The 19673-nt window shown below is 63.8% G+C and carries 16 protein-coding genes; 6 read left to right on the forward strand and 10 right to left on the reverse strand.

Annotation, left to right across the window (positions count from 1 at the left end; genetic code table 11):
- Nucleotides 1-246: 246 nt before the first annotated feature.
- Both ASF32_RS11995 and ASF32_RS12000 read left to right on the forward strand, forming a co-directional pair.
- Nucleotides 247-1107 carry a hypothetical protein gene (locus ASF32_RS11995; protein ID WP_244478033.1) on the forward strand — a complete coding sequence of 287 codons (861 nt, stop codon included), beginning with the start codon at nucleotides 247-249 and terminating at the stop codon, nucleotides 1105-1107.
- A gap of 8 nt (nucleotides 1108-1115) precedes the next feature.
- Nucleotides 1116-3089: a cellulose synthase catalytic subunit gene (locus ASF32_RS12000; protein ID WP_056428322.1), complete on the forward strand. Its 1974-nt coding sequence runs from the start codon at nucleotides 1116-1118 to the stop codon at nucleotides 3087-3089.
- A 314-nt stretch (nucleotides 3090-3403) separates the two neighbouring features.
- Here the strand turns inward: ASF32_RS12000 and ASF32_RS12005 are convergent, their stop codons facing one another.
- Both ASF32_RS12005 and ASF32_RS12010 read right to left on the reverse strand, forming a co-directional pair.
- Entirely contained in the window at nucleotides 3404-6598 is a 3195-nt protein-coding gene (locus ASF32_RS12005) for a multidrug efflux RND transporter permease subunit (RefSeq protein WP_056428326.1), read from the reverse strand.
- A 90-nt stretch (nucleotides 6599-6688) separates the two neighbouring features.
- Nucleotides 6689-7948, reverse strand: coding sequence for an efflux RND transporter periplasmic adaptor subunit (locus tag ASF32_RS12010; RefSeq protein WP_056428329.1), 1260 nt, complete (start codon nucleotides 7946-7948; stop codon nucleotides 6689-6691).
- Nucleotides 7949-8036: 88 nt separating this feature from the next.
- On the opposite strand from ASF32_RS12010, the gene ASF32_RS12015 reads away from it, so the two are divergent.
- Together ASF32_RS12015 and ASF32_RS12020 are read left to right on the forward strand one after the other, a co-directional pair.
- A complete protein-coding gene (locus tag ASF32_RS12015; protein WP_056428332.1) occupies nucleotides 8037-8636 on the forward strand; it encodes a TetR/AcrR family transcriptional regulator in 600 nt (199 codons plus the stop codon).
- 468 nt (nucleotides 8637-9104) lie between these two features.
- Nucleotides 9105-9392 carry a hypothetical protein gene (locus ASF32_RS12020; protein WP_156467778.1) on the forward strand — a complete coding sequence of 96 codons (288 nt, stop codon included), beginning with the start codon at nucleotides 9105-9107 and terminating at the stop codon, nucleotides 9390-9392.
- A 283-nt stretch (nucleotides 9393-9675) separates the two neighbouring features.
- Here ASF32_RS12020 and ASF32_RS12025 read toward each other — a convergent pair whose 3' ends face one another.
- The 5 genes from ASF32_RS12025 to ASF32_RS12045 all read right to left on the reverse strand — a co-directional run bounded on the left by ASF32_RS12025 (nucleotide 9676) and on the right by ASF32_RS12045 (nucleotide 15296).
- Nucleotides 9676-9984 carry a hypothetical protein gene (locus ASF32_RS12025; RefSeq protein ID WP_056428338.1) on the reverse strand — a complete coding sequence of 103 codons (309 nt, stop codon included), beginning with the start codon at nucleotides 9982-9984 and terminating at the stop codon, nucleotides 9676-9678.
- Between the two features lie 467 nt (nucleotides 9985-10451).
- The gene (locus ASF32_RS12030) at nucleotides 10452-11438 is read right to left on the reverse strand and encodes an alpha/beta hydrolase (protein ID WP_082470236.1); all 987 of its coding nucleotides are present in this window, start codon (nucleotides 11436-11438) and stop codon (nucleotides 10452-10454) included.
- A gap of 393 nt (nucleotides 11439-11831) precedes the next feature.
- Nucleotides 11832-12905, reverse strand: a complete 1074-nt coding sequence (locus ASF32_RS12035; RefSeq protein ID WP_244483628.1) for an acetylhydrolase — start codon at nucleotides 12903-12905, stop codon at nucleotides 11832-11834.
- A gap of 185 nt (nucleotides 12906-13090) precedes the next feature.
- Nucleotides 13091-14182 (reverse strand): adenylate/guanylate cyclase domain-containing protein, encoded by a 1092-nt coding sequence (locus ASF32_RS12040; RefSeq protein ID WP_082470234.1) that lies wholly within the window; start codon nucleotides 14180-14182, stop codon nucleotides 13091-13093.
- A gap of 199 nt (nucleotides 14183-14381) precedes the next feature.
- Nucleotides 14382-15296, reverse strand: a complete 915-nt coding sequence (locus ASF32_RS12045; protein WP_056428342.1) for an SDR family oxidoreductase — start codon at nucleotides 15294-15296, stop codon at nucleotides 14382-14384.
- A gap of 102 nt (nucleotides 15297-15398) precedes the next feature.
- On the opposite strand from ASF32_RS12045, the gene ASF32_RS12050 reads away from it, so the two are divergent.
- Nucleotides 15399-16010, forward strand: coding sequence for a TetR/AcrR family transcriptional regulator (locus tag ASF32_RS12050; RefSeq protein WP_056428345.1), 612 nt, complete (start codon nucleotides 15399-15401; stop codon nucleotides 16008-16010).
- A gap of 59 nt (nucleotides 16011-16069) precedes the next feature.
- Here the strand turns inward: ASF32_RS12050 and ASF32_RS12055 are convergent, their stop codons facing one another.
- Entirely contained in the window at nucleotides 16070-16546 is a 477-nt protein-coding gene (locus tag ASF32_RS12055; protein ID WP_056428349.1) for a sensor histidine kinase, read from the reverse strand.
- A 152-nt stretch (nucleotides 16547-16698) separates the two neighbouring features.
- Here ASF32_RS12055 and ASF32_RS25310 point away from each other — a divergent pair, with 152 nt between their 5' ends.
- Nucleotides 16699-16836, forward strand: coding sequence for a hypothetical protein (locus ASF32_RS25310; RefSeq protein WP_156467779.1), 138 nt, complete (start codon nucleotides 16699-16701; stop codon nucleotides 16834-16836).
- A 354-nt stretch (nucleotides 16837-17190) separates the two neighbouring features.
- On the opposite strand, the gene ASF32_RS12060 is transcribed toward ASF32_RS25310, so the two are convergent.
- Nucleotides 17191-17823, reverse strand: a complete 633-nt coding sequence (locus ASF32_RS12060) for an SGNH/GDSL hydrolase family protein (protein ID WP_082470232.1) — start codon at nucleotides 17821-17823, stop codon at nucleotides 17191-17193.
- A gap of 140 nt (nucleotides 17824-17963) precedes the next feature.
- A complete protein-coding gene (locus tag ASF32_RS12065) occupies nucleotides 17964-18575 on the reverse strand; it encodes an isochorismatase family cysteine hydrolase (RefSeq protein ID WP_056428355.1) in 612 nt (203 codons plus the stop codon).
- Nucleotides 18576-19673 lie beyond the last annotated feature (1098 nt).

A 19673-nucleotide genomic window follows, 5' to 3' on the forward strand; every position in this document is an offset into this window, starting at 1 on the left:
ACCGGACCGATTTTTGTCTCGAGCTATCGTCCGGGCCCGCATGAGATTGAGCTGCCCGCTCCCCTGAAGAGTTCGGCCTTCACCTACGACAATGCCGTTGCGGCGATCGCTTTGATTGCCTGTGGGGAGGTTGGGCGGGCCCGCAGGATCGGTGACGCACTCCTCGCCGCGCTGGCACGGGACCGCAGCTTCTCCGATGGCCGCATTCGCAATGCTTATCGTGCCGGTCCAGTAGGTGACGGCTCGTTGGCTCTGCCCGGGTGGTGGGACGCGAAGCAGAATCTCTGGGCCGAGGACGCCTATCAGGATGGCACTGCTACCGGGAACGTCGCCTGGGCCGCCCTCGCCCTTCTCAACCTAGACGCAGTGGCACCCGGCGGCGGTTACCGCGCCGGCGCTCGACGGATGCTGGGGTGGATCGCCGGACAGACCGGCGATCCGCGGTCTCCCGAAGGGTATACCGGCGGCGTCGATGGTTTCGATCCGCATCAGACACGCCTGATGTGGAAATCTACTGAGCACAACCTCGACATCCACGCGGTCGCGGCCTGGCTTCATCGTCTAGACGGTGGAGCGGAGGAAGCTCGGATCGCGGCGACGGCGCGGGGCTTCCTCGACGCCGTCTACGCGCGCGATCCGGGGGTGTTTCGTCTCGGCACGACGCCAGACGGCAAGCTCCAGCCCATCGCCAAGATCGCCCTGGATACGCAGCTCTGGCCCCTGATCGGGGTGATCGATGCACCCGACATCTGGCGCAGGGCGCTCGACTTCGCCGAACGCCATCTCGCAATCCGGGGCGGTTTCGATTTTAACGAGGACCTCGATGGCCTCTGGGTCGAGGGCACGGCCCAGGCCGCGTTGACCGTCCGTTTTCTCGGCCGAAGCGCCGAGGCCGACCGCCTCCTCGCCACCATCGCTGGGCAGCTCTCGCCATCCGGCTTCCTGTTCGCCACCGATATCGCCCGCCTCACCACCGGCATCGCCATCGGTCCGGCCAGTGCCGAGCCCGATTTTTTCTATTTCCGCCGGCCGCATCTTGGCGCCACCGCCTGGGGCATCCTCGCGGCCGTGGGCTGGAATCCCTTCACCGGACGGAACGTGGAGTAACCCCGCCCATGTTCGAAGCGCCTCAGGACGTCCTGTCCGTCCTCACCATCGATCTCGGTATTCTCATCGGGCTCCTCGTCATGGCGGGCCTGCTCGACCGCACGAGCGCCGCCGCCCGCATTCTGTTCGGCCTAACCACGGCCGTGTTCATCGTCTGCTACGCCGCCTGGCGCTGGCACGACACCCTTCCAAGCTTCGAGCCGGGGCTCGACATGCTCTGGCCCTACCTGTTCTTCGCCTTCGAGATGGTGGCGATCCTCTACACGCTGATGTCCATCGTCATCCTATTCCGCTTCGAGGACCGGTCCGCCGAGGCCGACCGCGAGGAGGCGCGGCTCTCGGTGAGCGGTGCTTGGCCCGCCGTCGACATCTTCATCTGCACCTACAACGAGCCCCTGGACGTGGTCGAGAAGTCGATCATCCCGGCCTTGGCGGTGGATTACCCGAACGCCACGGTGTGGGTCTGTGACGACACCCGGCGCGACTGGCTGCGGACCTATTGCGAGGAGGTCGGGGCGAACTACGTCACGCGGCACGACAACCAGGGTGCCAAGGCCGGCAACCTGAACAATGCCCTGCGTCATACTGCGAGCCGGTCCAACGCGCCGATCATCCTGGTGCTCGACGCGGATTTCGCGGTAGCGCCCAACATCCTGCGCCGCGCCGTCGGCCTCTTCCATGACGAACGAGCGGCCGTCGTCCAGACTCCGCAATTCTTCTTCAACGCCGATCCCATCCAGCACAACCTGATGGCGTCGGAGGCCTGGGTCGACGATCAGCGGATCTTCTTCGACGTGTTCCAGCCGGCCAAGGATGCCTGGGGCTGCGCCTTCTGCGTCGGCACCTCGTTCCTGGTGCGGCGCGACCGCGTCGAGGAGATGGGGGGATTCCCGCACGATGCGATCTGCGAGGACATCAATCTCACCTACTCGCTGATGCGCCACGGTTATCGCACCCATTGGCTCAACGAGCGCCTTAGTGCCGGGTTGTCGGCGGAGGGACTACCGGAATACATCACCCAGCGCACGCGCTGGTGCCTCGGCACGATTCAGGTTGCTCTGCTCAAGGTCGGCCCCTTCCGCAGCGGCGATTACACCCTGCTGCAGCGGCTGCACTACTTCCACGGAGTGCTGAACTGGCTGTGCAAGCCGTTCATCGTGCTCATGCTGGTGGCCCCGTCGATCTACTGGCTCTTCGATATGCCGGCCTTCCAGGCCGACTACCTCTCGTTCCTTCGCTACGGCCTGCCGACGCTCTTCGCCCTCTGGACCTACAGTAGCTGGGTGTCCGGACGGCGCACCCTCCCATTGTTCATGGAGGTCACTCACATCATGACGGCCCTGGCCATCACGCTCACCCTGGCATCCGCCGCGATTCGGCCGTTCGGTCGTCCGTTCAAGGTTACCGACAAGGGCGGCGATCGCTCGGTGTCCATGGTGCGTTGGCGCATGGCGGCAGGATTCGGAGCGATCACCCTGCTCTCCGCCGGCGCGATTGTCTGGTCGTTCGTCTCCCCGTCCGGGGCCACCGAGATCTCATCCCTCGACTATTTCAACCTGATCTGGGCCGGCGTCGCCATGCTGTTCTGCTTCGTCGCCTTCCTGGTCTGCTTCGAGCGTCCCCGCGGGGCGGAGGAGTTCCGGATCGAAGAGCCCGTGCGGGTGAGGTCGGGCGGGGTCGCTTACGACGCGGTTCTGGCGACCCTCGGCATGGAGACCGCCCGGCTGCGTCTCACCGCACCGGGCCACGCCTTCGCAGTGGGCGACGGCCTCGATGTCCTGATCGAGCCAACCGGCTGGGTTCCAGCCAGTTTTCTTGCGGTGCAGGCGGGCAACTATGCGGTTGCCCTCGCGCCAAACCCTCTGCAGCGCCGAACCCTGATCTTGCGACTATTCACGCAGGCAGTGGACCCGATCGCGCGCACCGCGAGCCTGCGACTTGCTCTGCGGGGCCTCATCGCCCGCTGCTTCCGAGCGACGTGACGCGGGATTTGACGCGATCAGGGAGCGCATTACAGCCCTTATTGCGAGGTCGCTTTGGCATCGACGTCTCGATCCATCCGCCGTGAGATGCCTGTCCCCTCGACAGCGCTGATCGCCGTGACGAAGCGGTGGAAGCCATGCCATGCGAGAAGCAGGGCACCGAAGAGTAAGACCGCGTGGGCTCAGCCGTTTGGTCGTATGTCTGATTGGGCGAACCGCATTCCAAAAGCGGACCGGCAGAAATCCACCCTTCTTGGTCATAGAGCAGCAGATCCATGCCGGCTCAGGCAGACCAGCCCGTCGGTACGGAACCATTATGCGGCCTCTGTGATCCGCTCCTGATGAACAACCGGGGCGCTGCCGCCATGCTGCTTGAGCGGCCGGTTGCCACTGAGGCGACGCAGGAGGACGTAGAAGACCGGCGTCAGGAAGAGGCCGAAGGCGGTGACGCCAATCATACCGGAGAACACCGCAACGCCCATGGCGCTGCGCATTTCCGAGCCGGCACCAGTGGCCGTCACCAGGGGCAGCACGCCCATGATGAAGGCCATCGAGGTCATCAGGATCGGGCGCAGACGCAGGCGGCTCGCCTCGATGGCGGCTTGAAGCGGCGTGCGGCCGGCGAATTCAAGTTCGCGGGCAAATTCCACGATCAGGATCGCGTTCTTGGCCGAGAGGCCGACGAGGACGATGAGGCCGATCTGGGTGAAGACGTTGTTGTCGCCCGCTGAAAGCCAGACCCCAAACATCGCCGCGAGCAGGCCCATCGGCACGATCAGCAGAATGGCGAGCGGCAGGGCCAGGCTCTCGTACTGGGCGGCAAGCACGAGGAAGACGAGGAGCAGCGCCAGCGGGAATACCCACATCCCGGAATTGCCGGCGATGAACTCCTGGTAGGTCAGGTCCGTCCACTCGAAGGCGAAGCCGCGCGGCAGGGTCTCGGCCGCGATGCGGGCGGCGGCGGCCTGGGCCTGGCCCGAGGAGTAGCCCGGTGCCGCACCGGCGTTGATGTCGGCCGAGAGGAAGCCGTTGTAGCGCATCGCGCGTTCCGGCCCGGCCGTCTGCCGGACGCGAAGCAGTGCGGCGAGCGGCACCATCTCGCCGGAGCCCGCCCGCACCTTCAGCGCCCCGATGTCGTCCGAGCGGGCGCGGAAGGGCGCGTCGGCCTGAACCCGGACCGAGTAGGTGCGGCCGAACCGGTTGAAGTCGTTGACGTAGAGCGAGCCAAGATAGATCTGCAGCGTGTCGAACACGTCCGTTACAGGGATGCGCAGCTGTCGAGCCTTCGTCCGGTCGATGTCGGCGAAGAGCTGCGGCACATTCATCTGGAAGCTCGAGAAGAGGCCCGCGAGCTCCGGGGCCTGGGCGGCCTTGGCCAGGAAGGCCTTGGTCGCGTCGTTGAGCGCCTCGTAGCCGAGGCCGGCCCGGTCCTCGATCTGCATCTTGAACCCGCCGATGGTGCCGAGGCCGTTCACAGGCGGCGGCGGAAACATCGCGATGAAGGCCTCGGGGATTGCCGCGAACTTCTTGTTGAGCGACTGGGCGATGGCACCGCCGTTCAGGGCCGGCGAGCGGCGCTCCTCGAATGGCTTCAGGGTGGAGAACACAATCCCTGAGTTCGAACTGTTGGTGAAGCCGTTGATGGAGAGGCCTGGGAAGGCGACAGCGCTTTCGACGCCGGGCTCCTTCAGGGCAATCTCGCTCATACGGCGGATCACGTCCTCGGTCCGGTCGAGGGTCGCGCCGTCCGGCAGCTGCGCGAAGCCGACGAGGTACTGCTTGTCCTGGCCCGGCACGAAGCCGCCGGGGATCTGGCGGAACAGCACCACGGTCAGACCGACGAGGACGAGGTAGAGCACCATCATTGTCGCCTTGCGGGAGACGACGAAACCGACGCCTCGCCCGTACCCGTCCGAGGCTCGGCCGAAGACGCGGTTGAAGCGCCGGAAAAACCAGCCGAGCATCCCGTCGAGGATGCGGGTCAGGCGGTCCTTGGGGGCGTGGTGGTCTTTCAGCAGCAGCGCCGAGAGTGCCGGCGACAGGGTCAGCGAATTGACGGCCGAGATGACGGTCGAGATAGCGATGGTGAGGGCGAACTGCTTGTAGAACTGGCCCGTCAGGCCGCTGATGAAGGCGAGCGGCACGAATACCGCCACGAGCACGAGGGCGATGGCGATGATGGGTCCGGAGACCTCGCGCATGGCCTGGTAGCTGGCGTCTCGCGGCGACAGGCCGCTCTCGATGTTCCGCTCGACGTTCTCGACGACCACGATGGCGTCGTCGACCACGATGCCGATGGCGAGCACGAGGCCGAACAGGCTGAGCGCATTGATGGAGAAGCCGAAGACGTGCATGACCGCGAAGGTGCCGACGATGGAGACCGGCACGGCGAGAAGCGGGATGATCGAAGCGCGCCAGGTCTGCAGGAACAGGATCACCACGAGGACGACGAGGGCGATGGCCTCCAGCAGAGTGTGGATCACGGCCTCGATGGAGGCGCGCACGAACTGCGTCGGATCATAGACGATCTCGTAGTCGACGCCCTCGGGCATGTTCTGCTTGATCTCCGCCATGGTCCGGCGGACCTCGTCGGAGATCTGAATCGCGTTCGAGCCGGGCGACTGGGAGATCGGCAGGGCGACGGCGGACTTGTTGTCGAGAAGGGAGCGCAGGGCGTAGTCGGAAGCTCCGAGCTCGATCCGGGCGACGTCGCGCAGGCGGGTGATCTCACCGCTCTCCCCGGTCTTTACGACGATGTCGCCGAACTGCTCCTCAGTGGTAAGCCGCCCGTCGGCGTTGAGGGAAAGCTGGAGGTCGAGTCCCGGGATTGCCGGCGAGGCGCCAATGACACCGGCCGCCGCCTCCACGTTCTGCGCCTGGATCTCGCGCACGACGTCGCCGGCCGACAGCCCGTGCTCGGCAACCTTCTGCGGGTCGAGCCAGATGCGCATCGAATAGTCGCCAGAGCCGAAAAGCTGCACCTGCCCGACGCCGTCGAGGCGGGCGAGCCGGTCCTTGATGTTCAGCACCGCGTAGTTGCGCAGGTAGGTCATGTCGTAGCGCCCGTTGGGCGAGACGAGGTGCACCACCATGGTCAGGTCCGGCGAGGACTTCACCGTGACGATGCCGAGCTGGCGCACGATGGCCGGCAGGCGCGGCTCTGCCTGCGAGACGCGGTTCTGTACGAGCTGCTGGGCCTTGTCGGGGTCAGTGCCGAGACGGAACGTGACGGTGAGCGTCATGATGCCGTCGGTCGTGGCCTGGCTCGACATGTAAAGCATGCCCTCGACGCCGTTGATCTGCTCCTCGATCGGCGTCGCCACCGTCTCGACGATGACCTTGGGGTTAGCGCCTGGGAAGGTCGCGCGCACGACGACCGAGGGTGGCACCACGTCCGGATACTCGGAGATCGGCATCGCGAAGAGCGAGATCAGGCCCATGATGAACATGAGCACCGAGAGCACGCCTGCGAAGATCGGCCGGTCGATGAAGAATTTCGAGAGGTTCATGCCGCCCTCCTGGGCGCACGGGGAGAGAGAGCGGTCGCATGGCGGCCGCTGGGTAGAAGTCCGATCGGGAAGAGCGGCCTGCGCCGCCCGTCAGTTCTGCGCGACTCGGCGCGGAGCCGTTGCGGAGTCCTGCGGCCGCGCGCCCATGGCGACCGGCTCGGGCCGGAGGAGCATGCCGGGCCGGAGCCGCTGAAGGCCGTTGACGACGATGCGCTCGCCGCCTGACAGGCCGGAGTTCACGACGCGCAGTCCGTCAACGGACCGGCCGAGGGTGACGGCACGGAACTCTGCGCGGTCGTCGGCCCCCACAACGAGCACGAACTTCTTGTCCTGATCCGTGCCGACCGCCCGCTCGTCCACGAGCAGCAGCGATTCGGGTGCGGCCTGGCCGAGGCGCATGCGAGCGAACTGACCCGGGATGAGATGTCCGTCGCTGTTGCCGAAGCTTGCGCGGACCCGGATGGTGCCGCTTCGCGCATCGACCTTGTTGTCGATGAACTGGAGGTGCCCACGCGCCCGCGCCCCGTCGGCGGTGAGCATCTCGACCGGGATGCGGTCGAGGCTGCCGCGCTTGCCCGAGGGGTCAGCCAGTGAGGCCAGGGCCTTGAGGACGACGGTCTCGTCCGCGTCGAAGCTGGCATAGACGGGATCGACGGAGACGAGGGTGGTCAGCACAGCAGCGCCCGCGCCAGTGGCGACGAGGTTCCCCGGCGTGATCTCACGGCGTCCAACGCGTCCGCCGACTGCGGCCCTCACCTCCGTGTAGCTGAGGTTGAGTCGGGCGGCCTCCAGCGTCGCCTTGGCAGCGTCGAGGCTCGCCTTGGCTTCCTTGAACGCGTTGGCGCGGACATCGAGATCGCGGGCCGTGACGATGCGCTGGTCGGAAAGCCGCTGTCCACGCTCGAAGTCGCTTGCGGTCAGGGCGAGACGCGCCTCGGCGCCGGCGGCCTGTGCCTCCAGGCGATGGACTTCGGTGGCGTAGGGTGCGGGGTCGATGGTCACCAGCAGGTCGCCGGGCCTGACGAGTTCGCCCTCGGTGAAGTGCGTCGCCTGGATCGCTCCGCCAACACGTGCCCGGACGTCGACCCGGTCAACCGCTTCGAGTCGGCCGGAGAACTCGTCCCACAGCACGACCGGGCGAGGCGCGACGGTGGCGACGGGCACCGGCGTCGCGGGCTCGGACGGCGCCGGTGCGGCGACCGCCTCCGTTCCGTGCGCCGTCAGGCTGGGGAGGGTTTGAACGAAGGCGCCCGCCAGAAGAGCGAAGGCAACGCCGGCCGCGAGGCTGCGGCGAAAACCGGAACGGGTAGGGGAAGCGTGAGGCGAAGGGTTCACGGCCGACTCCGACATCTGTAGAGTTCGCTACACATGTCGGCATGGACGGCGGGCGTCAAGAGACTTATCTACCACTCGTTATAAAAGTTGGAGTCAGCTGACAATGGTGATGGGGCGACCCAGGTCCTTCGATAGGGACAAAGCCCTCGACGAGGCGATGGAGGTGTTCTGGCGTCACGGCTACGACGGCGCCAGTCTCGCCATGCTGACGAAGGCGATGGGCATCAAGGCGCCGAGCCTCTACGCAGCCTTCGGCAGCAAAGAGGGCCTCCTCATGGCCGCCCTCGATCGCTACGCGCTGCGGCGGTCGGAGCACATGCGCTACGTGCTCGCCGGCGCCACGGCGCGCGACGTGGCCGAGCGCTTCCTGAGCAGCATCGCCGAGAGCCATACCGACCCGGCCAATCCGCCCGGCTGCCTTCTCGTCCAGGGCGGACTCGCCTGCGGCGCCGGCTCGGAGAACATCCCGTTCGAGCTGGCCTCGCGCCGGGCCGAGTCGGAGACGGAACTCCTCGGGCGTTTCATTCAGGCAAAGGCCGACGGCGATCTGCCGGAGGACGCGGATCCTGCGGCACTGGCGCGATTCCTGTCGACGGTGGCCTCTGGCATGGGCGTCATCGCGTCGTCGGGGGCCAATCGCGAGGCTCTGCGAGAGGTGGCGCGCGTCTCGCTCGGGGCCTTCGCCAGGAGCGGTAGGGACTGAACGCTCGGTCGAACAGGGCTGCAGGCCGCAGATTCCGGCACTTTCCTTTCTGAAAGCTGCATGCCCGCAAACTACCCGCTCCGGCGGTAGAGAAGACCAGCAAGGCCCGACCCTACTCAGACCGACCTTGCAATACAGAGCATTGGCCGGAAGTGATTCGACGGGGTCGCACTGGCGGCCGCAAGCGTAGCCCTAAAGCGGACCGAAGCGTGGGCTCTTGTCGACAATGGATACTGACCCGATTTCAGCCTTCAAGGCCGCATACTGCAACGCCTGGATTCGAGGAAAGGCGGAACTTCAATCATGCATCTCGAGTGCATCGCCAGTTTCAATATCAAAGGAGGCGAATTCACTTGAGCCGCCTAAGGAAATGCCTGCCCGCATAAAGATGTTGATCCGCTGGGAGCCATATTTGGCATCGTGCGATTACCTGGGAAGAAGCCTGTCATGGCGCGGAGGTAGAGCATCGTGAACAAGCTGGTGGCCAAGCGTGACGAGATCCGCGTAGCAATTGCTGATCGAATGGGATTGGGATCGCTACAGACATTGAGCTCTGCGCAGACGGCGGATGTCGACCGGGAGGCGGACCAGGAGATCGCCAAATGTCGTGCGGCCATCAAACGTGAGAACACTTACCCTGAGGCGACCGACCTCGCTCCCTTTCAGCGTTTACTGGTCGATTACTGCAGGTTGGAGCGGGAGGAAAACGGTCCGGAGGATGGCGATGCTACGGAAGGATTTGGCGCTCGCCATTGAGGTGATCCGCTGACGCGTTCCTGGCCGTGCTGCAGTATTCGAGCATGCCACCACCCCATATATTCGCCTGAGGCGCTCATTATAATGATGATATTCTGGAAATAAGCGTCTCATTCAAACGCGCTCGCTAGCTGTTCTTTCTTCACAGGGTGCTTCGCGTCCGCTACGCTTCGCGCGCCCAGGCCGGTGATCGCCATAATGCGCCATAGGCGGTCGATCGGCCTGAGGAAAACGCCGTTCTCAGTGCTCGGAAGGCTGCAGAGTGTATGTTGGGGGTCGAACCCTACTCGTCTTGAGCCCAGGTGAAGCGGGCGTTGCCCAGACCTGTGCCGATGGTCAGGATGCCCCGGCGCTGAACATCACGCATGTAAGGCAATTCGCTCAGGCCCTGGACCACCGCATCGTTGTGCAAAACGATGACGGTTTCGGCGCCAGCAATGACCGGCAGGGCAGAGCAAACGCGTTCCGGGTGATGGAAGCCGTCCGAGCGGATCTCTCCGGGGCAACCGATCCCAATGAAAGGAGCGAACCGAACATCCGCCGCCATTGCTTTCTCGACCAACCGCCGGAGCATGTCGGTCAGGCGCTGCACGGTCCGGCCTCCTGGAATGCCTTGCTGCGCATTCTCACTCAAGGAGCGTGGCGAGGACGAGCGGCCGGTTGCAACCTTCCCTAAAAGGAAAGGCAAGAGAGACCGGAAGGCGCGAAGGCCGAGAAGGCATCCGTCTAACCGTTGCCTTCAGCGCATTTAGGCGAGTTTGCTGCGTAAGGCCGAGGCATACTTTTGCCGCCAGCGTTCGCGAATTCTCCCAGGGACTTTGGCCCAAATTGGCGGAAGCAAGACGAAGATCTCGTGAGCCAAAGGGCGCCACTCCAGCAGCATGGTGCAGCTCATTAAACGGGTCGTACGGCCTTGCGGAGATAGCAGGCCATCGGTCTAACCGGTGGGAAGGATTCGACTGCGTCTTCACAATCTTAACCTACCAAGTCGACTCCATTGGAATACCGCCCCGGCATCGATAGCCACCGCCTATTCCCTGCTGGAACGCGCTCTAACCGCTACCCATCGGTTTTGAGGCGCGGCGCCGCTTCGACCGCCTCGGCAACTGTCTCCACAGCTGACATCACTTCACTGGGAGCGGTATGATGCACCATATGACCGCAATCCTGCACGACATGCAGGCTGCTATTTTGTAGCACGCGATGCAGGCGCACGGCTTGAGTGGCAAGATCCACCATCTTGTCCCCAGCTCCGGCGACAATGGCCACCGGCATTGAGAGTTCGGCGTAGCGGTTTTGGACCGCCAGCGCATCTGGGATCATCAATGCAGACTCGGCCGCGCTGGCCCGCAACTGTGAGGGACGGATTGCCATCTCGGAGGGGACGCCTTCGAACGTGGCGGCCACCGGTGCAGGGCTGAACAGCTTCCGGATCATTGACGGCCAGAGAAGACGAGCGACGGGAGGCGAAACGGTGTAGCGCAGGATGTCGCCGATGAGCGGCAAGGCGGGACCGGACATCAGTACGACGTCCGCACGGACTGAACCGTAGTAGTACCCGCTCTCTAAGATAAGGCCCCGGACCATGTCCGGGTGGTCGAGCGCGAGGGCGATGGCGACAGAGGCACCCCAGGAGTGGCCCAGCACGAGGGAGTGCGAGACCCCAATTTGCTGCAGCGCCGTGCGAAGTAGATCTGCCTGGGCGGAGGGTGTCCAGATGGTGCTGCGGGGTCGCTCGGTATAACCATAGCCCGGTCGATCAAAGGCGATGACGCGATAGCGCTTGGCTGCTGCCTGGACGAAGCCGCTCGACATAAAATCTTGGAGCATGCTGCCGTTGCCGTGCAGGAGCACCAGAGGTTCGCCGTCGCCCACCTCGGCATAGTGAACTTGAAGGCCATCAACGTCGATGATCCGGCCGGTCGGCGGGTTGTCCCGCTCCGCCTGTCGTGCTCTCGCACTCACCACAACGGCGGTAAGACCGAGAGCCGCGGCTCCCAACGCCATGAGAGCAGCGGGACGTGCGAAGTCGCGGCTCTGAGCCATGGCAGGTGTCCGATCAAAGTGGCCAGCAGCATCAGCAGGCGGGTTCGCCCATAGCACGCTGCAATGGAACGAACGGTCCTGGTATGCCGTCGTTCCGCGCGACGTAGGCGGATCGCCAGATCAGCTGTATTGCCTTTTTCCACAACGGATCATTCGGGCTATTAAGCCGGGGCAGTAGTGGCGAGAGCAGGACGGGATAGCGGCCTCGCCGCGTCCCGGCATGGCGGCAGATCATCACGGTCGCGAGGGGCTGAGCGGACGTCTCGAAGTGGGTGCATGCAAGTACGTAGACGGCAACGCATATGAGTTCGAACCCATCAACGCCGTAACGTCCGCCAGCCGTGGGATTAGGTCGCGCCGGCCGCTTAATTGAGCAATAATGTGGTCCGAACCTCAGGCGCGACGTCTACGGTCCGCTTGTCTCGTCGGGACCGGAAAAGGCACCGGTGCAGCGGCCAGGATCGGCTTCCAGGTCACGTTCCATTCCTCCATTGGAGCGCGATCGGAGCGATGAACGAGGTCGAGGAAGGCTATGCCGGCTTCCATCGTCGCACGCTTCACCAGAGGGTTCAGCGGCCCGCCGTTCCTAAGGGATCGATCGGTGAAGACGCTATGCGAACCGCCCTGGAACACGACGAGGGCCTTTCGTGCCGTAGGGATGGCGTTGAAGACGTCGATGCGGTCCTGCACCGGCGAGAAACGGCCGGGGATGCGGATCGTGTCCTCGGTCGTGGTCACATGGAGGGAGGGGACATCCGCGGAAGCGAGAACTGCCGCGAGGTCGGCCTCGCCGTAGAAGGGCGGGGCTGAGATCACGATACTCGCCGTGAAGCGTGGGTCCCGGCCCCCGATGGGCTTCCCGTTGCGGATCACCTGAGCGCCGGTCAGGATCAGGGTCGTGTTCGCCCCGTATGAGTGACCGGCCGCGACAACGCGTTTCCTGTCGATGGCGGCTTGGAAGGGATTGTCACGATGGAGCAGGCGGTCGAGGCCGAAGCTCACGTCCCGCGTCCGCTCTATGGCTTCCTGCTCGTCCGCTGCCCCATCGAGACGGTCGAGGAGCAGTATCGGGTTGCCCTCCCAAAGCGTCTGGTCGCTGCCGACGTGCTGGATGTGCAGGCTCGCGATCCCGCGCGCCGACCACCCCTCGCCGAGGTAGCTGTAGCCTTTTCGCGAACCGCCGAGCCCATGGGAGAAGACGATGAGCGGGACCGGTCCCTTCCGGGTCGCGGAGGCTGGCCAGTAGAGCCGCGCCGGCACCGCGCGGTCGCGTGTCGGATCGACCCATTCGAAGTCGATGACCCGGGCTTCCTCGGATGCCGGCAGCGCCTGGGCCGACAGGGACGAGAGCCAGGCTGCGGCACCCGACGCCAGGGCCATCGTGCCGAAGCGGCGGCGGCTGAGGCTACGATTGGTCGGTGCCGGGAAGGCGTCCGTGCGTTGCGGGACATCGGCGGTGATGGGCATGAACGTCTCACGGTGTTTGACGGCAGGTTGATCGGGCGGGAGCCTGGTGGCCTTCGTCGGAAGCATTCGGGGTCGGGATGGACATCTAGAGCTGCGCCCGACCACGTTGGGTCGGGACACATCTCTAAGCCTCTGTTTGCCGCGCTCTTTTTCGCCGAACCGGCATCCACTTCGGCGGAGAGCGTTCAAGACAAGCGATGGGACGCCGCAACCCCGCGCCCATGATGGGGTTGACCGACGACCTCGCCAACGACCGAGAATTTCCGCCGTTCGCTAAGCGCGTGGACGACCATCTCCCCGCTACGCCCCCTCAGAACATGCTGCCCCAAGGCCTCCGCCTCGATGCCGTCTGGAAGCACGGGAATCCTGCAGAGCACGGCTTCCGAGACGAGCACGGACCGGCTTGTCTCCCGGCACAGACCTTCCAGTCGGGCGGTTGCGTTCATGACGTCGCCGAAGTAGGCGATCTTGTGCCGGTCGATCCCTATCTCGGCCGTGACGACACTGCCGCCATGGAGCGCCGCGCGGAGTTCCGGGACGAGTCCGAATCTCCTAGTCCATCGGTTGCGGTCATCGCGGAGCATTCGTTGGATCGCGAAGATGCATTCGATGCACCTGGCCCGCTCGATGCCGCGCATCAGTGGCCAGGAGATGATCACCTGATCGCCAATGTAGTCGTCGATCTGACCGCGATGTCGGCGAACCGGTTCGGCAATCGTCTCGAACACGTCCTTCAGCAGTTCCTGCGCCGCGAAGTCCCCGTGCTTCTCCGCATAGGCGGTCGAGCCGACGAGATCGAGGAACAGGAAGATGCGCTCCTCGCTGCGCGGGCGATGATAGCGACCGAGGATCAGGTTGGTGAATGTGCTGCGGCCGATGAGGTCGCGCATGCGCAACACGCCGATCAGGAGCGCCGACACAGCCATCGCGTAGATGACAGCCTGGGGCCGAGGTATCACGACCTCCGCCAAGCTCTTGTCCGTCAGGCCTAGGGCTCGGACCACGATGCCCATCACGCCCATTCCTATGATGATCACGAGGAGCAAGCTCATCTCCGCCGCGGCGAAGTAGGCCAGAGAGGGCAGGCGCCGGAGGCAGGTCGTGTACCGCGGGAACAGGGCACCGCGCTCGTAGGCGATGGCGAGGACGCCGATGCACGTCCCATACGTAACGCCGAGTACGGCCGGCCCCTCGTGGAACAGGATGCCGTACAGGGCACCGAACGCGGCACTGGCGGCGGCGATGACGATCCAGAACGTGAGCGAGCCGTTCGACATCGTTTCCATCCAAGTGGGAGCTGCTCTGGAATGGCCGAGGAAGGCCACGGGCATGGGATCTTGGGAATTAGGCCGGTCGAGGCGACTTACTGTGCCCGACGGAGGGTCACCGTTTGGCCGGGCAGTGGGACGCCCAGGCATCCGGCGGCTCCTTCGCTTCGCTACGTATGATCGGGAAGGTCCGTCCGACGACCGGGATCTACTGGAACACCGCGCCGGACAGACGTTCGGATTCGGCCCATAACCGAGCCGCAACGGCCTCGTCCCGAGCTTGGACCGGAATGGCGGCGGGCCCCGGCGCGCCGCGGGTCTCACCCAGTCGCATCGGACCGTAGTACCCCCCGCTCAAAGCAAATGGCGAGGACGCGGCATACAGGGTTGGCAATGCCCCCTGCGCTGCCGGCTGGAACAGGAACCACATGTAGGTCCGCATGATGCCGGCGAAGCTCCAGCGACCTGAGCCGTTCGGCAACAGGTCTGTCCGCGAGATCCCGGGATGCGCCGCAAGGCTGGTGACCCCCCAGCCGTTCGCTTCGCTGCGGCGCTGAAGTTCGAGCGCGAACATCAGGCAGGCGAGCTTGGACTGAGCGTAGGCCGCCATCGGGCGATAGGTGCGCTCCGTCTGCAGGTCGTCGAAGTCGATGCGGCCGCTACGGGCCGCCACGCTGGACAACGTGACCACGCGGGGTGTGCGCCCCCGGCGCAGCAACGGCAGCAGATGGGCGGTGAGCGCGAAGTGTCCGAGGTAGTTCGTGGCGAACTGCAACTCGAAGCCGTCGCCAGAGACCTTGCGCACCGGCGGATTCATCACTGCGGCATTGTTGATCAGTAAGTCGACGCCGTTGAGATCGCCCGCCATGCGCTGAGCGAAGGCAGCAATCGAAGCGAGGCTTGCCAGGTCGAGGATTTCGAAGCGAACCCTGGCGTCAGGCGACTTCTGCCGTATCAACTTGATGGCTTGTCCGCCCTTGTCCGAGTTGCGCCCAGCGATGATAACCTCGCTCCCGCCCCGCGTGAGTGCGAGCGCATTCTCGAAGCCGAGGCCACTTGTCCCCGTCACGATGGCAACCCGTCCCGACTGGGAAGGAAGGTCTTTCAATGTCCAGCCAGACATCCAAGTCTTTCCCGCCCCACACGCTAAATCGCACTCGGTGCAAAGATATATTCGCACTGAGTGCAGTTTTGTATGTGCGAAATCGCATGCGAAAACGCCGGAATGGAAATCGTGTCATCAAAGCCGAGTGGCCTGCGCGCGCGTAAGCGTCAGGAGACGCTGGAGAGGATCGCGGAGACAGGCCTTAAGCTGTTCAGCCGGAACGGCTACGAGGCGACGACGCTGGATGCCATCGCCGAGGCGGCCGGCATCTCGCGTCGGACTTTCTTCTACTACTTTAAGTCGAAGGAGGAGATCCTGCTGGATTGGCAGATGCGGGGGTTCAGCGCATCCCTGCACAAGGCGATCCTGGCCCAGCCTTCCGACAAGGTGCCGGTGGATGCGGTCCGCGATGCGATGCTGACGCTATCCGCAGGCTTCCGGACCCAGGAGTTCATCAGCATCGACCGCGTCCTGCGGTCCAGCGAAACCCTCAGGGTGCGCAAGCAGGCAACCTACGGCCTGCATGAGCAGGCCCTGTATGCGACGCTTGTCGAGCGGTGGCCGAGTCCCGATCGCAGCACGCCCTTACGCCTCCTCGCGATGGCCTCGCTCGGCGCCATGCGCCTGGCCATTGAGGACTGGATCCAGGTGGGCGGAGATCAGCCGCTGGACTCCTTCCTGCACGCCGCGTTTGATGGGCTCGCAGCTGAGTTCTGCCAACCCCTGCGATAGCTTCGCACCAACGTGCCGAAGATTCGGGCTGCCGAGATCCGACAGCTCCGGTACGCCCTCTACGTGACCTCCGCTTCGTGGAAGCTGACAGTCGCAAATCCACCCAGCCCGGTCTTGGAGCGGACGGACGGGTCCCGACCCAACCTAGTCGAAGACGCAACTTCCAATGGTCGCCGGAAGCAGACGTTCGCTAGGCGAGCTAACGAGAGAGTGTCCCACAATAATCCCGTCCAGGCGATGATGACCCGGCCATGCGGCTCAGCCAGAGCCCCATACTTCAGGGCATTGGTCGCCAGTTCATGGACGGCCAGCGTGAGGACTTCCGCGGCCTTTGGAGCCAGTAGGAGTTCCGGTCCGGAGAGACGGTACTGGTCGTTGTGCTCCGCCTGGCCCCTGATCTCTTCTCGGACCAGGGTGGCCAGATCCACGCCGGCATTGGCTGTTCGGGTGAGCAGCGCCTGCGTCCGGGCGAGTGCACGAAGGCGACCCTCCAGGCGGTTGCGGTAATCCTCGACGCTGTCTGCCGTGTCGCCCATCAGAGCGACAGCCCAAGGATATTAATCCGTCCACACAGCCCAGTTCGAGGCCGCCCGTTCCGAACACGAGCATCCGTGAATCACCTAGTATGTTCAAGAGATACTGAACCAAACTTCAAAAACGGGGTTCTTTTAGCGAAACAGGAGGTTCAATGGCTCCCATCGATAAAAAACCGTCACCGGTCAAAAGTAACCGCTTCGGCCTGATTGCGGCAGGTATCTTGTTCGCAGCGCTGGTGGCATACGCCATTTACTTCATCTCTATCCCATCGCCGTTGCCGCCGCAGTGAGGAGGACACCCAAGTTAGGTGACGCCTCATATCATCTTTAGCCAAATTCAAATTGATCAATCGCGCATGCACATAGGTAGTCTCCATCCGGTTAGGTGGTTTAGATTGCCTGCCTTTGGCGTGAATTCGCCCGGCCGCACATGAGCCCAAAGACCCTCAGCCGGACTACGCGTAAACGCCGTCAGCCCGCCGAACTGCTTGGTAAGTTCCGATCAGCACCCACGTGTAATCGGAGCCGGGAAAGCCGTGGCCTTGGTTATCGGAGAGGGGTAGTAGGATTTGGATCGGATGGTGCGGCATCTCGGGTCCATGGGGTCGGGCGAAGCTAGCGATAGGGGCTTTGTGCATCCGCCGCTATCTGGCGAAGGCCCTGGCACCTTGCATCTCAGGACGCGCATGAAGAAAGGCCGCGATAGCCTTGGCAATCTTCTGCCCGCCTTTGACCGACGGCTCGATGGGGTTGGCAAAGTCAGCGTCCTCGTTGCACAGAACGCGCAGGTCGACCAGCGAGAGATCACGCGTGAAGGCCTCGCGCGTGATTACGTCATTCAGCAGCGTGAGGGCTGTCGTGATCAGCCGTCGTCGTTGAGGGTCTGGATAGCGTGGGTCGTAGATCGTGCAGAGTGCCGTGGGGCGTGCCGCCGCCAGGACCGTGTCCAGCATGGCGCTGTACGCGGTCTGAAAGCGTTCTCTTACCTCAGCCAACAGGTAGAGAGCCTCAGCTACTGATCGGGTGGGATGCTCGATCACACCGGACGCTCTCAGCGCGTCGTTACCACCCACACTCACCACGAGGTGGGTCGCGCTGTCTGGAAGCCGGCTCAGCTGGCGCGGCACGTCCGTGATCACGTGACCATCGACGGCCAGCAATGTGGACTGTGAGCCCTCAGGCAGAACTGTTCGCAGTTGCTCTACCACATCTGGCGCTCCGCCCACGTAAGCAGAGTTATCAAAAACAGAGTCGCCGAGCAGTACAACGTGCAGCATGGATGTCTCACCTGATATGCACATCTAGGATGTGAGGGCAGAGGAAGTATCAGGCCTATTGCGGCCAAGTCTTGCTATGGCCGATAAGCAAGACCAGAGAACGCATCGCATGGTTTCCGAGCTATCACGAGCCCGCTTCCTTACACCCACCCCCGAAGCAGGGTATCAGTCGTGACGGTCTCGACCTGCTGGCCATATCGGCCATGGTAGAGGGTGAGCATCGCATCATGCGCCTCGTCCGAAGAGCTGCAGAGCCCGTCTGTGACGACGACAATGCGGTAGCCGCGATCGACAGCGCCTAACACGGCACTAAGCACGCACACGTCCGTCTCACCACCTGTAACCACGAGCGTGTCGATGCCCCGCCCGCGCAAACGTTCGTGCAGGTCTGTGCCCAACCATGGCGAGTAGACGTGCTTGTCGATCATCTCAGCAGGCGGCACGAAACGGCTAAGCTCTGGGACAAGGTTGACCCTGTCTACTCCGAGGTGCGCAATCGTCATGGAAGTCCAGCGCTCGTAGTAGCGCTTCCACGTTCCTTCCCCATTGCCCGGCATTTGGGCTGGCACGAAACGAGTGAACAGGGTCTCTTTGGGATGAGCCTCCACGATCTGCACCACCTTCGGCAGAACGCGAGGCATCCAGGGCGTGCACCAATCGGTTTGCTCAGCGAACATACGCTGCATGTCGACACACAGATGCGCGCAGCTACGGCCGAGTGGTCCGAAACGAAGCTCGTCGGTTCCTACCATATTGCGCCCGTCAGAAGTTGTTTCTCTCTGTGGGCTACGCAAACGGGAAGGGCTGGAGGAGAGTTCCGCAGCAAGCATCGGTCAAGCTACTGTCGCACAGCAGCACGGGCGCATGCACTAGCAAGTGAATAAAGATCTCCTCGCAACACGTGGTAGCAGTTCAGGTTGTTTTCGGTCAGCGGGCCTCGCTGAGGGGTACACGAAGGGCGTCTACTGGCTGAGAAAGGTCATAGGCGCATTGTTAGCGTCCTACCCTTCTCATGGTGCAGCCAATGCGTTGCGCCAGGCAGCAACTCGATTCTGTCTTGCATGCATAGGTTAAGGCTCTCGGCCGCGGGCTTAGAGCTAGATGCGAATTGCCCCATATCCAGGGTAGGTGAGCGGATCGGCCTCAACTCCGGCACCCGTTCGATCCGTCGGCATTGTCCCGCATCGGCGCCCTGATCCTCTCGGCGTCAATGCCGCCCCGCCGATCGTAGGTTGCGTCGAGGAGCAATGCTGCTACCGGCTAGTTAAAGCCTCAGGTGGCAGGATCGCCTGCTAAATTACTCCAAGCCCGTTCTTGGCGAAGGCGCGGTTGGGCCTCATCGTGCGAAGCGCGCCGCCACCTGCGCGTCGGTAACGCAGCCTCGAGGCGGGCAAGCGCCTCCATGAGGAGTTCGATCGTGGATCAAGCATGTTTGCGAGCCACCACTCCGCTCCTTCCGCCCAGCGAGCGGGTCTTCTCCTCGTGGTCGGCAAAGCGCTCCTGCAGATCCCTCCCTCGATGGCACGGACGTTTCCGTCGGTGAAGACGAACGGCCGAACGGCCCCGCAGACTTTCACAGCAAACATTCGGTGTATCGAGTGCGCCAGCTTCGACCGGGCCGGTGACACCGAGGCCGATGCCAACGGAAGCTCGGGCAACTCACTCGTTCAGTGCCGCGAGTTTCCTACAGGCGATCATGGGCGGTGGATCTGCGACCATGGGCGAAACACCGGCCGCGTAGGCCCAACCGGAGGCGGCACAGTTCACGGACCTGCGCGGCCCCATCGGCTGCCAGACGCAGCCGTTTGACGCGCAGCGGTTTTGAAGCCTGCTCACAAAACGCGGATGAG

Origin of the sequence: Methylobacterium sp. Leaf91 (assembly GCF_001422815.1) — a bacterium.
Classification (GTDB): domain Bacteria; phylum Pseudomonadota; class Alphaproteobacteria; order Rhizobiales; family Beijerinckiaceae; genus Methylobacterium.

Coding starts and splice junctions, on each gene's coding strand:
- ASF32_RS12015 (WP_056428332.1), top strand. CDS start 8,037: ATGGTGATGGGGCGACCCAGGTCCTTCGATAGGGACAAAGCCCTCGAC.
- ASF32_RS12005 (WP_056428326.1), bottom strand. CDS start 6,598: ATGAACCTCTCGAAATTCTTCATCGACCGGCCGATCTTCGCAGGCGTG.
- ASF32_RS12065 (WP_056428355.1), bottom strand. CDS start 18,575: ATGGTAGGAACCGACGAGCTTCGTTTCGGACCACTCGGCCGTAGCTGC.
- ASF32_RS12060 (WP_082470232.1), bottom strand. CDS start 17,823: ATGCTGCACGTTGTACTGCTCGGCGACTCTGTTTTTGATAACTCTGCT.
- ASF32_RS12000 (WP_056428322.1), top strand. CDS start 1,116: ATGTTCGAAGCGCCTCAGGACGTCCTGTCCGTCCTCACCATCGATCTC.
- ASF32_RS12035 (WP_244483628.1), bottom strand. CDS start 12,905: ATGCCCATCACCGCCGATGTCCCGCAACGCACGGACGCCTTCCCGGCA.
- ASF32_RS12010 (WP_056428329.1), bottom strand. CDS start 7,948: ATGTCGGAGTCGGCCGTGAACCCTTCGCCTCACGCTTCCCCTACCCGT.
- ASF32_RS25310 (WP_156467779.1), top strand. CDS start 16,699: ATGGCTCCCATCGATAAAAAACCGTCACCGGTCAAAAGTAACCGCTTC.
- ASF32_RS12045 (WP_056428342.1), bottom strand. CDS start 15,296: ATGTCTGGCTGGACATTGAAAGACCTTCCTTCCCAGTCGGGACGGGTT.
- ASF32_RS12040 (WP_082470234.1), bottom strand. CDS start 14,182: ATGTCGAACGGCTCGCTCACGTTCTGGATCGTCATCGCCGCCGCCAGT.
- ASF32_RS12050 (WP_056428345.1), top strand. CDS start 15,399: ATGGAAATCGTGTCATCAAAGCCGAGTGGCCTGCGCGCGCGTAAGCGT.
- ASF32_RS12055 (WP_056428349.1), bottom strand. CDS start 16,546: ATGGGCGACACGGCAGACAGCGTCGAGGATTACCGCAACCGCCTGGAG.
- ASF32_RS12030 (WP_082470236.1), bottom strand. CDS start 11,438: ATGGCTCAGAGCCGCGACTTCGCACGTCCCGCTGCTCTCATGGCGTTG.